This window comes from Nostoc sp. TCL240-02, assembly GCF_013343235.1.
In the GTDB taxonomy this organism is placed as follows: Bacteria; Cyanobacteriota; Cyanobacteriia; order Cyanobacteriales; family Nostocaceae; genus Nostoc.
The window spans coordinates 5,354,704-5,368,931 of record NZ_CP040094.1 but is presented as its reverse complement, the minus strand read 5'-3'; the positions used below and the strand labels follow the sequence as shown (position 1 = coordinate 5,368,931).

Sequence of the window (14,228 nt, the reverse complement as noted above, 5' to 3'; positions counted from 1 at the left end):
TTACAGTCTTACAAAAGAGCGATTTCCGTTGCAGACGAAATTTGTTGTCGCAGATTCTTCAATAAATCTAAAGTTTTTTCGTAAGCAACTCTCTTTCCTTGGTTGTCAAAGTACTCAGATGCTTTTTGTAAATCAGATATAGCTCCTAAATGATATCCTAAGCGATAGTGAGCTACTCCCCGATTAACGTAAGCCTGGGCATTACTGGGGTTGAGTCTGATGACTTGAGAAAAATCACGTACTGCACCAAAGTCATCTCCGTTTCGTCCGCAAGCACAACCCCGGTTAAAGTACGCTCTATAATCGTTAGCGTTGAGACGAATTGCTAGATTAAAGTCGAGCATCGCTGCTTGGGTATCTTGTAAGACTAAATGTGCTAAACCTCGGTCATTATAGATATCTGCAAGCAATAAGCTACTGATTCGAGGAATTTGAGTTAGGGCTAAATTAAAGTCAAAAATTGCCTCCGAGTCTTTCCCATCCCCAGCAAAGGCTAGCCCTCGGTTGTAGTAAGCTCGAAAATCGGATGGTTTAAGTGCGATCGCTCGATTATAATCAACGATGGCACCGGAATAATCCCCTTGTCTGTAAAGTGCCAAACCCCGGTTCAAATAAGCCTCAGAGTCATTAGGTGCAAAATTTATAGCTTGGGTACAATCTGCGATCGCTTGATGGTAATCTTGTAATTGGAGATAAGCTAGACAGCGATCGCTGTAAGCTACAGCAAAATCTTTCTCAACTTCAATTGCCTGATTAAAACTCTCTATTGCTTCTTGGTAACTACCCCACCGCATCTTATCTACACCTAATTCCAAAAAATTAATCGCTGTAATTTGGGTAATGGCAACGGGTACTGAATGTGCAGATAAAGTCAAAAAGGTGAGAGAAAAAGCAATAATTACACCGATAAATAATCGCCAGAAATTACTCATAGTCCCAAATTAGGATAGGCAATAGTGTTTGATGTTTTTGGAACAGTCTTTTTATCAAGACTATTAATTCAAAATTGGTATAAGCATCCTATTTGACAATTTTGGCAAACCGAAAATTAGCGGGGCTTTTGTCCCGCTAATTGTTAATTGTTGAAGTTATACCAATTCTATGTGAGACTGCACTTTATTCACGTAGAAGCAATTCATAAATTGCTCCTACAATCTGTAGTTTTACATCAGTCTTCTAAGCGCAATCTTCATACAGAAATGGTATTAGATATTAATCTACTTCCAGTCCTTATCTGCTTGTGAAAGCACGTAAGCAGCTACATTTTCAATTTGGTCAGCTTTCAAACGTTTGCCGAAGGCAGGCATAGCATTTTTACCATTTGTAACTTGGGCAATAATTGCCTCTGCTGAGTACAAACCATACTTTTCCAAAGCTTCCTTCTTCAGGTTTTTTGCAGCTTGAACCAGATTCTTACCTCCCGCATGACAAGAAGCACAATTAGCACTAAATACTTTAGCTCCACTAACGGCATCTCCTGCCAAAGCTGGGCTACTGAAGGCAAAGGTGAAGATTGCTATGCCTAACAACATGACTTTAATCATTTTTTTCATTTTGTGTTCCCTCTACAATAACGGCTTATTCGGTACAATATCCTCTATAATTGTCAGTTGAGCTGCTCTTATAGTCAAACGACATACTGTCAAACTTCGCTTTAAAGCTTTGGCTTTTTGAGTGTTTTTGACTTTAACACAAAGTTATATCTATCTATAAATTATTTTTCATTTTTTTTTAGAAAATATGAATCAGTTTATCTTTGACCATTCAAGCTGTCAAATTCCGTTTGATTTTCGCTGTAAAAGCCAAAAACAACTTGATTCTGGTGAACGGAGTGAAAATATGTTTTCTAGCTGAGGAGAGTTGTTATTTTTAGGTACAAGCATTTTCATTCAGGTGAACAAATATAAGTGGAAATATCGTTGATAACAATATCACAAAGACGCGATAAATCGCCGTCTCTACAATAATCAGTTCTTCGTCTTGACGGCGATTTATCGCGTCTCTTGCCTTAACCGAACAGTATTGTGATTATTTCTGGTGTTCAAAGGACTGTAGAAACAAGAAAAGCTTATCTTAACTCATGTTTATCTTAGTCAGCCCAATAACGCTTGATAATTTTTGAATTCTTGTTCCGCTTCTGCTCTCATTTGGTAACGAATAGATAAAGGGGCAATAACTTCGCCATTTGGTCGCCATTCTCGCAAACGCATAAGAATATTGATATCACCAGCACGTATCCAGGCAATGTAATAAGTATCTTCTGTTGGGCATTGACTGACAATTTTTAATAACTGCTCACGCTCCTGCTCATCTGGAATATTCTTAATAATAAACTGTGGTAATTGGTCATGTAAAACTGCACGAAAAGTAGAATGTCTTGTGGTGTTATCTACATACTATTTGGCAAAATCTACTGGAAAACGGAGGATAAGCAATTCTTTTTTTAAATAGAAATTGAAACCCCAAGCAGCTTTCAATTCATCAGCAATATATTCTGGTGTCGGCAAACTTCCTGTATGCCACATCTGTTTCAATTTTTGAGGAACAAGGGGGTCGCCCCAAGCCAGCACTTTTAGGCGATCGCCTACGCTGGGCGGAACGCGATCGCCAGCAATCCGATCCAAGCGGTAATTGTGCCATGCTATATTACCATCGGGGTCTATGCCGTAAGCACTAAGGTATTTAGCACGGCGGACGTAATGCAAACATACTGGGTAAACAGTAATTTTTACTTTACTCTCTGTCGCTGCAATCCAATATTCAAATTGCACTACCCCACCAGGAGGTTTATACCAAAGCTGCTCTATCTGTTCCTGGTAATTGTCTACACGATCTTGCATCTGTAGAGAAAGGGCGTTGGCGCAGCCATTGCTACACTGCACTGTAATTTGTTGAGCATTTAATCTATCGCTTTTGGGGTGACGATAGGCAAACAAGCGATCGCGCAGCTGTGAGTATGTGAAAACTCTAGGAATTTTATCCGCTCAATCTGTCTTACTACTATACAATTTGTTGATCAGCACCAATAATCGCAGCGATCGCACCAGCCGATTAGCAAGTTGTCCTCCTGCTAGCCATTGCAAAATTTGGGAAGTGGGTGGTAAATACAATTCTTGAGTCAAATTTATAACCTATCTATTCGATTAGGCAGTACAAACAGTTTGAAATTTCTCTAAAAATAATAGTGTTTAATGATACTTAACAAAAACCGCTTAGATATGTATAAAAAGGTATTAAACTGTAAAAAATTGTGCAAATCAATTGTTTCATGGGTTAATCTGTACCAATCTTATTTGCAAGAATAACAGATTTAGTAGAAGAGGGGTCTTCTACTAAGAATGGCATAATGACAGAGAATTAAAAAATACTAAAGATTTCAGGAGGGCATGATTACACCTCTGCGCTTATACTTAAGTGAATCGCTGTTTGTACAAAACTTAAAATACCAAGTATTATCAGTTGAGTTGACTAGCAGCGATCGCTTGATAGAACCACAAGATATCAAAAACCTAGAACTGCCCTCTGGTATTGATCCTACAGGTGGTGTGGTAATTTCAGGTCCGCACCCATGTGGCTTTATTCTTACCTCACTCATGCCCTACATCCAACTGCTTGGGTGGCTTGCTATGACCCTCGCCTGGGAGCAGTTGTATCCGCAACAAACTCACGTCAAGTCTGCATTGGTCAAGTAATTCCTGTGAATCCACCAAATGGACGACAAAATCATAGGCTTGCTCAGGAAAAGAAAAATGTTGAGACAGGATTATGTCCGGCGTTGATGATAGTAGGGCCACCAGATAGTGGTAAAAATGTACTATCTCATGCTTTGTTTCAAGCGCTATTGTCTGACCATCCTGATATTTACCTGCAACGCGCTCACTGGGATAGAGAAGGTAACTACGTTTTGGAATTAAGTAGCCAAACGACAGATGAGGAAATAGAAGGTTTCAAACTACGCAATAAAGGTGCATTAACAGAACGGTTTTTTCCCTATCATGCTCAAGCAATACTACAACTGCGACGGCAGAAGTCTTTGGTAATTGTGGATGTTGGTGGCATGGTACAGCCGGAGAAACTGCCAATTTTAGAAGCTTGTACCCACTACTTAATTATTAGTTCTAAACCAGAAGCCGTAGGTGCATGGCATGAATTTTGTCGAGATAGAGGGAATTTAATCCCTGTGGCAGTAATTCATAGTAGTTTGGCAGAAGTAAAAGAGGTGCATCAAGTACAACCGTACTTAGAAATTACCAATGGTACTTGGGTACGGGGTCGAGTACAAAAGGTTCCAGAAATTCTACTTAAACCAGTAAAAACAATTTTTACATCTAATCAATAATTATTTTTTTGTATTAGCCAAATTACTTTGATAATAACTGTCTCTAATAGTTTTCCATCATGATAAGTTCGCCAAACCCCTCACACCAAGAAGCATTAAAGGTTATCCAGCAAGCCGTTTGGGACTTAGCAAGTTGGGCTGGATTGAAGTTTGATAAATTTACTAGACCCAATGATTCAGAGGCCATTGCAGAAGCCAAAAAATATTTAAACTGGTCTGCTGACGACAAACCGAAAGCTTTGCGGGTATTGTTCGATTCTGTAAAATTAGCCCAAGGTCAAAACAACGAACACTTTTGGCAACCGAATGCGATCGCTAATTCTGACCCCATAATTCCCTATCCTCAAACGCAAGAACCAAAACACGTAGAGGATTTAAGAAAGCAAATTTGTGAACAAATCTGTTTTCTTCAGGATAACCCCAACGACTGGGCAAATATTTCGCTCCTTACTTTAATTATCGAAAAATTCGGTTCGTTTATCAGTTTTGGCGAAGCAGATGTGGCGCTAGTTGATAAAGTCAAAACAACAGCTGCGGTTGCGGGTGCGATCGTAAATGATCCAAAAACAGCCAAACTTAGTATCGTGGCTGGGGACTTGTCGGGAATTCAAAACTTTATTTACACTATATCTTCTGATGGTGCGCTCAAATCATTGCGGGCACGCAGCTTTTATCTAGAACTCGTAACCGAAGAAGTTGTAGCGCAGCTGCTAACGCACTTAAACCTTCCTCGCATCAATGTTATATATGCAGGTGGCGGCAACATATATATACTAGCTCCAGGTAATGAAGCGACAAAAACGACTGTCAAGCAAGTTCGGTTGCAATTTAACCAATGGTTGCGAGAGAAATTCCAAGGGAAAATTTATCTTGCTCTCGATAGTTCAAAGGAATTTCCTGTTGCAGATATAGGCAATGCTCAATTTAGCAAACATTGGTTGGAAGCTACCAAAAATCTTGCTAGCTATAAAGCGCGTAAATTTGGCGATCGCATTGATGATATTGTGGCGTTAACCAAACCATATTACGCCCATACACCTTGTAAAGTCTGCCATCGTGATGACGAAGAGGTTTTAAAACCGCTAAATGAAGAAGCGGGCGCAGCAATGGCTTGTAGTACGTGTCGCACTATGTTCGGATTGGGAGGGAAGCTATTTCGCGTTGATGCAATTGTGCGATCGCAACCGCAAAAGGTGATAGATAAGCAGGAAGATGAGGAAGATAAACTGTGGTTTCAGCTAGATGCAAGCGATGGACTCAGTAAAATAAATGTTTGTTATAAGCTATTCAGCTATTGGAAGCAAGTAGACTCTAATGCCGACAACGTTTTATTAGTTAACGATTGGGATTTAGAACATTATAAATTCCGCAGTTTTCGTAATTGTGCGCCAATTCTCCTGGGTAATTATGGTAAGAAAGCAAAAAACGATAATCGTTTCATGCGTGCCGAAGAGATGGCAGATATTTCTCAGGGTATCAAACGAGTCGGTTATTTACGAATGGATGTTGACAGATTAGGACAAATTTTTGCTAAGGGTTTAGGGAATAATCAATCATTAGCAAAATTAGCAGGATTATCAAGGCAGATGAGCTACTTCTTTAAAGTATATCTCAATAGTTTAGCTGCCAACCGTGACGGTAATACTCCTGAAATAATTAAGTTTTTACCTAATAATAAAGATACAACATTATCTGAAGCTCAATCTGATGACAAGGGTAAAAATATACTTTTTATCTACGCTGGAGGAGACGATTTATTTGTTAGTGGTGCTTGGAATGAAATTGTTGATTTTTCCTTTGATATTTACCAATGTTTTCGCGCATATACAGGGCATCATCCAGATATTACACTTTCAGCAGGTGTTAGTATTGCGGAACCGAAATTTCCTCTTTATCAAGCAGCCGATGAATCAGGAGATGCAGAAGGTAAAGCGAAAAACAACGGACGCGATAGCTTTGGCTTATTTAACCAAGTGTTTAAATGGGATGAGTGGCTGGGAATTGAAAGACAAAATTATTTAGATGAATTAAATGAAGAGAATGAAGTGCAAAAGAAGATTATGGGATACCTTAAAAAAGAAGAAAAGCCGCCAATCTTAGGTATCTTACCTTTTGTTGAGAGATTGGAAAGTCAAAATATTGGAAAAGATTTCTCCCGTAACTTTGTTCGTAATCTATTAATTACTGCACAAGTTCAAGAGCAAGCTTTAAAAAAGATTGAAGACCAAAAATCAGATGATGCAATAGAAACGCGCTATTATTTGCATCTTCCTAAAATAGCTTATACATTAGCAAGATTGCCGCAAAATGTATTAGAGGATGATGAATTTCGCACTTCCTTGAAAAATCCATACAATGCTCCTTACTTTCGAGCGATCGCAACTTGGATTGAACTATTAAATCGTACCCAGTAATATGACAAATCAACCAAACCGCCCAAAACCATCTAATTCGTCTAATATACCATTGAAGTCTAATAATTCTATTAGCAATAATCATCAACCAAATACCTCTAAATCAGCCGCTTTAAATCCAAATATTGAGAAGGAGATGAAAGATACAATCAGCAGCAATGAATTGTCATCATTAAAGGAATATTCAATTAAAAAGTTGGTGGAGCAAGCTAAGGATTTTGGTTACTACTTGAAAGACAATAAATTAGAAACAAATCAAATACGCAAATTTTTAGATGCGATAAATCAACTTAAATCAAGACTTGTTCAAGAAGATAATGATGAAATCAAGAAAGCTAAAGATGAAAAAGAAAAAGAAAAACTTCGATTTGCCAGAATTCAGGATGATATTATTTTTCTGCAAGTAAAGCTTACATGGTCAGCAGCACGTCAAAAAGCTGCTCAACCTTTTTGTAATGTTATGTCAGAGGCAATTAATAAAATACATAGTACAGAAGATTTTTATCGTTTAGTACAACTTATTGAAGCAATCATTGCTTATCACAAGGAAGCTGAAAATAAGAAGACGACAACACACAATAGGGGATAATCATGCCTGCATCATTAGAACAAAAATCTTTATTTGGTAAATTTATCCTGAAAAGCCAAATTGAAGTCAAAACTGGATTACATATTGGTGGAGGTGGTGAAAACCTGGATATCGGCGGACTCGATAAACCAGTTATCCGTGACCCTTTAACGCAGTATCCCTACCTTCCCGGTTCTTCAATTAAAGGGAAATTGCGCTCAATTACAGAGAGATTATTAAATAAACCTCTCAATCGTACTGGGGGAAGCGGCACTTATCGTTATGAAAGCGATGATTTAGAAGACGGAATTACGGAAATTGATGGGTTAATGATTCCTTATGAAGGAGCGTTCACTTGCCAAATTAGTCGTCTATTTGGCTCAACGGGTGGAACAAAATTTTGGATGCCGACTGCTGTTGCCCAAAAAGCAGGACTATACGTTCCTCCTGAACCCGGCAAATCTGACGAAACGCCCAAGAAAACTATCCAAGGTCAAAGCTATGTTCAAATCAATCGTGGTCGTAACTGTCCAGCACGCTTAATTGTCCGTGATTCCCATTTATTACCCCAATCAGCCGAACAACTCAAAAAAGTAGACACAGGTCTATTTATGACCGAATGGAAATTTGAAAATGGTATTGATCGCGTTACCGCAGCAGCCAATCCTCGGCAATTTGAGCGCGTCCCCGCAGGTTCGATATTCGAGTTTGAGCTTGTTTACACCGTCGAAAATTCTGAACAAGCTATTGAAGATTTAAAAAATATTGCGATCGCCCTAGCAATCCTGGAAGACGATGCTTTGGGAGGTCACGGTTCTAGAGGTTACGGCAAAGTAGAATTTAAAAAATTCAATTTCTTTTACCGCGATTTGGAATATTACCGTCGAATTACCAATACTCCTAGCGATGGATCAGAGAGAGAAGAAATTCCATCTGCTAATAATATCCAAGAACTATTAGATAACTTTACCGGATTAAGCCAAAACATCCAACATCGATTATCAGGGAGCTAAATATGGGTAAATGGCAACTTGTCAAACTTAACTTCGGACAGTCAAGCGTCCATTTTGGTGAGTTGGGTATTGGTATGGAAGAGTCAAAAGAACGAGTACGTTCGGATACTTTATTTAGTGCTTGGGTGAGCAATTACGCACGGCTATTTGGGAAAAAACCAGTTGAAGAATTGTTGGCAAAGTTTCTTCAACCCAAGCCCCCGATGCGAATAAGTTCGACCTTTATCTACCGCGAAGGCAAAAATAATACCAAAAATAACACTATTTTCTACCTTCCCCGCCCCTTGAAATTTCCAACTAATTACCCACATGGTGGAGATTTGGATAGCGAAAAAGATGATTTAGCGTTCTTTAAAACCTATAAATCCCTCAATTATTTACCGCTTGATATTTGGCATCGCTGGTATCAAGGAGAAGGCTTTACGACAGAAGATGCTCAAGACTTGATTGATAAAACCAAAGGAAATGCTAAAGGCAAACTCAAACAAGCAGGTACGTTTGATTATAAAGAAGCATTCAAAAATCATAAACTACCTAAAGTTGCCATAGATAGAACAACCAGCGCCACCAATTTTTACCATACGGGATACGTACAATTCGATTGGGAGCAAAATGGTAGCGGTATCAAAAGCTTATCCGGTCTGTATTTCTTAGTATATTTCGAGGATAACAACCCACAACTTATCGCAGAATTGAAAGCAGCACTGGATTTATTGGGGGAACAAGGAATTGGGGGAGAACGTTCAAGCGGTGCGGGACTATTCCAAGCTGAATGGTTGGATTTAAAGGATGCTTCCTCTAGTTGGGAAAATGTCGTCAAACCTTTAGATAAATCCGCTTATCAGTGCTTGATTAGCTTATTTTGGGATGATGATAAATCTATCCTTGAGCAATTAATTATAGATAATTCTTACAGCAACTACGAAGTACAAGAACGGGGTGGATGGTTTTCTGATGGAAATATTCGCCGCCAGATGGTAAGGATGTTTGTAGAAGGTTCGGTATTTCCAATTGAACCACCGGGCAAACTAGCCGATGTAACCCCCAGTGAATTTAAAGCACACAAAATATATCGTAGTGGTATTGGTTTAAGTCTTCCTATCAAAGTACAAATCTAAAATCTAAAACCTAAAATGCTTGCCTCTATTGCCCTCAAAAAGCCCGAAGTTTATGAGTCAAAAAAGATACAGCTAACTAGCCCGATCTTGCATATTGGTTCGTCTGTATCGAGGTTAAACCCCTTTGAATACGTGCAAACATCAAAAAAAGTTTACCTTCCCAACCAAGAAGCCCTTGCTAAAGCCCTTCATAAGAAAGGTGGTAGATATCTTAATGACTACATCCAAGCAATTAGCGATCGCCAAGATATCAGCAATCTGCTCAAAGATGCCTTCGGGGAACAGTGGTGGAGTACAACCGATGCAAATGGAGAGTTGATTTTCCCGAAAAACGCCATTAGCCAAAAGCTGACAGACGAACGCATCACCGATTTGCGTCCGATGATTCGCAATGGGATGGGACAGCTATATATCCCCGGTTCGTCGATTAAAGGGGCAATTAGAACTGCGATCGCATATTACTTGCTCAAACATGGCGATCGCTACAACGTACCCAAAAATCAAAAAGTTAGCGAAATCGAAAAAAAATTACGCAGCAGATTAGGAGAACTCGGTAATAAACACAAGCAAAAGTTTGCTGATGACGACCTTTTTATGGAGACTTTATTTTCAGAATATACTCTTACATATCAAGATAAAAGATATAACGGCAGCAGTCAAAACACTGATTTTCTCAGAGCGTTGAGCGTCAGTGATTGCGCTCCTTTAATTGAAGGTAAGATTACTACTAAAAAAGGACAATTAATTCCTATTAATTTACCCATCGTTGCTGAAGTAATTGTATCCAGTCGCTTCCCTGACTATCTCGCAAAATATAGAGCATCTCTTTATGTTGAAATGGTACGAAATGTTCAGACAACATTTACTTTGACACTCGATACAAAAATGCTTGATTGGTTCAAACACAAACAAGGAATGAAATTACCATTTCACAATCTAGAAGAACTTATCCAAATTTGCCAGGAGTTTAGCCAAGAACAATGGGATTATGAACATGATTACTGGAATGATATCGAAAATAATCCTCGTGCAGCAGGAAGAAACTTAGATTTTAATTCTATTCGCCAATTTTATGAACCTGAAGAATGTCCCTATACTATGCGATTAGGTTGGGGTAGTGGGATGACAGGAACAACGGTAGGTTTATTATTTGACGGTGAATTACGAGCGGATATCCGCGATACTTGCGGGTTAAAAGCACCGCAATTTGAAGCACCTAAATCTCGTCGTACTGTAGTTAATCCCAATGGGGAAATTAAGTTTGTAGCAGGGTGGGTGAAATTTAAAAATCTATAAATTATGCTAATTAATTCAACGTGGACATTAAGTGTATCTGAACCAACTATCCTACCGCGTTCTTACAATTTAGAACTCGTCAAAATATTACATAATCAAATAGGATTACAAATTGGCAGTGAAAAAATTTCTTCCACATCATTCTCTGGCATATGCGGTCATTTTTTCACAAAACAGGATTTTATCGCTTTTGAACCCCAAGAATTTTATCACCTATCTTTATCTGGATTAAAAGAAGACTCAAGTAAAGCTATTGCTGGACTAAATCTCAACGAGTCCCTGGAATTACTTGGTGCTAAATTTAATATTATCAACCGTGAAGATAAAATTACCAGCTACGAAGAACTTTATACTAAATTAGTCGCAAATGAACCTGAACCAGTACGTCGATTTGATTTGCAATTTACAACTCCAACAGCCTTTGGACAATCTAGGGGTAGCCTACCTTTACCGCTACCTTCTTTAATGTTCAACAGTTGGTTGGAACGCTGGAATAATTTTGCTCCAGTTTATCTAGGTGGTGACGAACTAATCACTTATTTAAATAATGCCTTATTTATTAAACATCATCGAATCCAAACGCGCAGTGTCCAGATGTATAAAGGTTATATAAATGGATTTATGGGGGAAGTAACACTGCAAATCTTTAATCGTGCAGATTCTTTGCTTGCGAATGTAGCTGATTTACTAGTTCAATATGCCGAATTTGCAGGAACTGGGATGAAAACAAGATTAGGAATGGGACAGACAACAGTAAACATAAATCATTAAATTTGAAAACTATGAAATCAATTTCATTTCTTTATTTTAACAAAAGAGTGTATTAAGAAACTACTTACCTCAACCCTCTTCAAAAATGAGAATATAAAACAAAATTTGTACAATAAGGATTGGTTGAATTTTACAAAGCTGAAACGCTTTATATTTTGCTAACAGATACTGCTGAAAATGGTATTCCAGATAATGAGACTGAATCCACTTGGAAAACCTTACAACCCACATTCCGCACTTCAATAATTAGCATGAATAAACTACATTTATAGTCAATATAAAACTATAGTTTTTAACAATCAAGTATCCATAAAAAATAAATTATGTACGCCAAAGTTTGAGCTTTTTAATTGGGTTCAAAAAGCTAGTTAGACAACAATATTGAATTTGAATTTTTCAACCAGTTATGAAAACACAAGACTATGCAATATCCATTACTCTTCCTAATTTATCATCATTTAATTCTTCGGCTTTAATTCCTGCTCCTAATAAATGTTCTATGGCTTTATCCTCAAAGAATTGTGAAAATAAATATAGGAATCCGATTTGATTACTGAAATTATCTGCGTAGAATGGGAACTCTTAACAGGGAATAGGGAACAGGAAAGAAGAGAAAAGATGTGTACTGAGTTTTTTCAAAAATCAAATATGAGTCCTATATAATGGTTTCGAGACAAAACCTAGTCTATTAAGAATGATTGCTTTGACTACTTCTCCTGCATTTATTTTCTCTCTACTATCAATTAATAATATCTCATTGATTTTTTCGACAATTCCTATCTCATCAATTATTCCTGATATTATTCCCAAGTGATCTAAGTTTTTACTCTCAAACTCTTCATTTTGGTAATTTATCTTTTTTGGGTATTTTATTTAATTCAGACTCATTTTCTCATTTTTATTCCTGAATTTATTGTCAATGCCCGATGAATTTCTATTTATTGCTGTTGTTTAATATTGTTGATATTTATTACTATCTTAATTATGCGTTTATACTTAAAGTGTTTTAGCTATTTATTACACCTGTTGTATACTACAAAATGAAGTGCGGAATGTGGGTTCTAAGATACAAGGTTGGGTTGGACGGAGTGAAACTCAACAAAACCCTGAAAATGTTGGGTTGAGTTCCTCAATCCAACCTACATTGGAGTTATTTTTTAGGCTTAACCGAGCAGTATTGCTTAACGAACTATGTGTTTTCTGTTTGATTTCTAGCCAGTTGTGATGAAGCGGTGACGCTTGCTCTGCCTGTTTACTGCATCCACCATTTAAGGTAGTTTACAGAGCCTGAGCGTCAACAACTGGCCATTGGGTGGGATTTTTGAGACGGGAATCGATCCCTTGTAGAAGTTTCTCAATGTCCCAGTAACCCTGCTGATATATCAATTAAAACGGGAACCGAAAAATTTTGGATGCCAAATTGCCAAAAGCACTCAATCAGTTTTGACTAGGGTAAACATAGGCGTTTTTTATGGTGTAAAAAACGCCCCAGATTCCCTCTGGAGCGACTTTGCAGTATTTATTTTGACTCAGAATTATATCAAAAAGTGATGCAGAGCTTTATATATAGGAAGTTTAGTACGCCCTCTTGTTCAATTGGGTTCTGGCAAATCCGGTTAATTTGCATTTTTATAATTTTTTCCTGAATGAATGTCCTGTTTTCCCTTTTTACTTGCTGTAGATGTGATTAGAAACGCAAGGATTATTGGGGAGAATTCTTTGAGCATCGAAAACGACGGTCGCGGCAGTGGCAGGAATTGTTATAGCTTTTGTATTAGTTTATAGATAGCGTAGGCGCAGAACGCCTTCGACATCGCTATCGGCTCGTGAAGTTTCCTTATTTAAAGTGGTGTTATGTTGAATGGGGGCAAGAGTGATTAAAGATGGTTAATGTCTTTTACCTGCTCCCAGATATAGTTCACCTACTTTAGGATCGTTCAACAGTTCTTGACCAAGACCCGATATAGCATCGCGTCCAGACTCCAGTACATAGCCGCGATCAGCCATCTCTAAGGCTTTACGGGCATTTTGTTCTACTAATACGATCGCAGTTCCTGCCTGATTAATTTGTTTAATCTGCTCAAATACTTGTGTCACTAAGATCGGGGATAAAGCAGCAGATGGTTCATCCAAAATCAGCAAACTAGGTTCCAACATCAAAGCTTTGCCCATCGCTAGCATCTGGCGTTCTCCTCCAGAGAGAGTACCAGCCCGTTGACGACGGCGATCGCTCAGTTTGGGGAACATGGTAAATATTTTATCTTTAATTGGTTTCAGAGGAAGATTAAGTACAAAAGCACCCATCTCCAAGTTCTCTTCAACACTGAGAGAGGGGAAAACATTGGCGATTTGCGGTACATAGCACATTCCTCGTTGAACAATTTCATTGGACTTTAGCCCCACGATATTTTCACCTTTGAAGGTAATTGTGCCTGTGTGGGGGATCAAAAGCCCAAAAATTGCTTTTGCCAAAGTAGATTTACCAGCACCGTTGGGGCCAATCACTGTTACCAATTCTCCTGGGGCAACCAGGAAATTCACACCTTGCAGGATATCTACATCTTTGATGTATCCAGCATGGACATTTTGAACATCTAGTAAATAGTCATTTGTCATTTGTCATTTGTCATTTGTAGTTTGTCATTGGTCAAAAAGAGTAAAAGGGGCAGGGAGCGGGGAGCAGTGGGAGAAACCCATAAATTAAATTTA

At 38.3% G+C, this 14,228-nt stretch carries 12 protein-coding genes and 2 pseudogenes; 8 read left to right on the top strand and 6 right to left on the bottom strand.

Features of this window, described 5'->3' with window-relative positions:
- Window positions 1-8: 8 nt before the first annotated feature.
- The 4 genes and pseudogenes from FBB35_RS22990 to FBB35_RS35020 all read right to left on the bottom strand — a co-directional run bounded on the left by FBB35_RS22990 (window position 9) and on the right by FBB35_RS35020 (window position 3,122).
- On the bottom strand, window positions 9-932 hold the full coding sequence (locus tag FBB35_RS22990) for a tetratricopeptide repeat protein (protein ID WP_174711563.1): 924 nt from the start codon (window positions 930-932) through the stop codon (window positions 9-11).
- 285 nt (window positions 933-1,217) lie between these two features.
- On the bottom strand, window positions 1,218-1,553 hold the full coding sequence (gene petJ / locus FBB35_RS22985) for a cytochrome c6 PetJ (protein WP_174711562.1): 336 nt from the start codon (window positions 1,551-1,553) through the stop codon (window positions 1,218-1,220).
- A gap of 540 nt (window positions 1,554-2,093) precedes the next feature.
- Window positions 2,094-2,840: pseudogene (locus FBB35_RS22980) on the bottom strand (TIGR03985 family CRISPR-associated protein).
- A 144-nt stretch (window positions 2,841-2,984) separates the two neighbouring features.
- A complete protein-coding gene (locus tag FBB35_RS35020; RefSeq protein WP_254625674.1) occupies window positions 2,985-3,122 on the bottom strand; it encodes a hypothetical protein in 138 nt (45 codons plus the stop codon).
- Between the two features lie 264 nt (window positions 3,123-3,386).
- Between FBB35_RS35020 and FBB35_RS35015 the strand changes: the two genes are divergently transcribed.
- From FBB35_RS35015 to cas6, 8 genes are read left to right on the top strand one after another with little or no spacing between them, the layout of a single operon-like run.
- On the top strand, window positions 3,387-3,692 hold the full coding sequence (locus FBB35_RS35015) for a CRISPR-associated protein Csx3 (protein WP_254625673.1): 306 nt from the start codon (window positions 3,387-3,389) through the stop codon (window positions 3,690-3,692).
- The gene (locus FBB35_RS22975) at window positions 3,617-4,339 is read left to right on the top strand and encodes a CRISPR-associated protein Csx3 (RefSeq protein WP_254626005.1); all 723 of its coding nucleotides are present in this window, start codon (window positions 3,617-3,619) and stop codon (window positions 4,337-4,339) included. Before FBB35_RS35015 ends, FBB35_RS22975 begins: the two co-directional genes overlap by 76 nt.
- A 59-nt stretch (window positions 4,340-4,398) precedes the next feature.
- Entirely contained in the window at window positions 4,399-6,753 is a 2,355-nt protein-coding gene (cas10, locus tag FBB35_RS22970; protein WP_174711561.1) for a type III-A CRISPR-associated protein Cas10/Csm1, read from the top strand.
- 1 nt (window position 6,754) lies between these two features.
- Window positions 6,755-7,342: a type III-A CRISPR-associated protein Csm2 gene (gene csm2, locus FBB35_RS22965; RefSeq protein WP_174711560.1), complete on the top strand. Its 588-nt coding sequence runs from the start codon at window positions 6,755-6,757 to the stop codon at window positions 7,340-7,342.
- 2 nt (window positions 7,343-7,344) lie between these two features.
- The gene (gene csm3 / locus FBB35_RS22960) at window positions 7,345-8,334 is read left to right on the top strand and encodes a type III-A CRISPR-associated RAMP protein Csm3 (protein ID WP_174711559.1); all 990 of its coding nucleotides are present in this window, start codon (window positions 7,345-7,347) and stop codon (window positions 8,332-8,334) included.
- 2 nt (window positions 8,335-8,336) lie between these two features.
- A complete protein-coding gene (gene csm4 / locus FBB35_RS22955; RefSeq protein WP_174711558.1) occupies window positions 8,337-9,452 on the top strand; it encodes a type III-A CRISPR-associated RAMP protein Csm4 in 1,116 nt (371 codons plus the stop codon).
- Between the two features lie 15 nt (window positions 9,453-9,467).
- A complete protein-coding gene (gene csm5 / locus FBB35_RS22950; RefSeq protein WP_174711557.1) occupies window positions 9,468-10,748 on the top strand; it encodes a type III-A CRISPR-associated RAMP protein Csm5 in 1,281 nt (426 codons plus the stop codon).
- Window positions 10,749-10,751: 3 nt separating this feature from the next.
- On the top strand, window positions 10,752-11,519 hold the full coding sequence (cas6, locus tag FBB35_RS22945; RefSeq protein ID WP_174711556.1) for a CRISPR system precrRNA processing endoribonuclease RAMP protein Cas6: 768 nt from the start codon (window positions 10,752-10,754) through the stop codon (window positions 11,517-11,519).
- A 429-nt stretch (window positions 11,520-11,948) separates the two neighbouring features.
- Here the strand turns inward: cas6 and FBB35_RS35010 are convergent.
- A pseudogene (locus FBB35_RS35010) lies at window positions 11,949-12,374 on the bottom strand (DUF4277 domain-containing protein); the annotation flags it as partial.
- Window positions 12,375-13,406: 1,032 nt separating this feature from the next.
- Window positions 13,407-14,135 (bottom strand): ABC transporter ATP-binding protein, encoded by a 729-nt coding sequence (locus FBB35_RS22930; protein WP_174711555.1) that lies wholly within the window; start codon window positions 14,133-14,135, stop codon window positions 13,407-13,409.
- Between the last annotated feature and the right edge of the window lie 93 nt (window positions 14,136-14,228).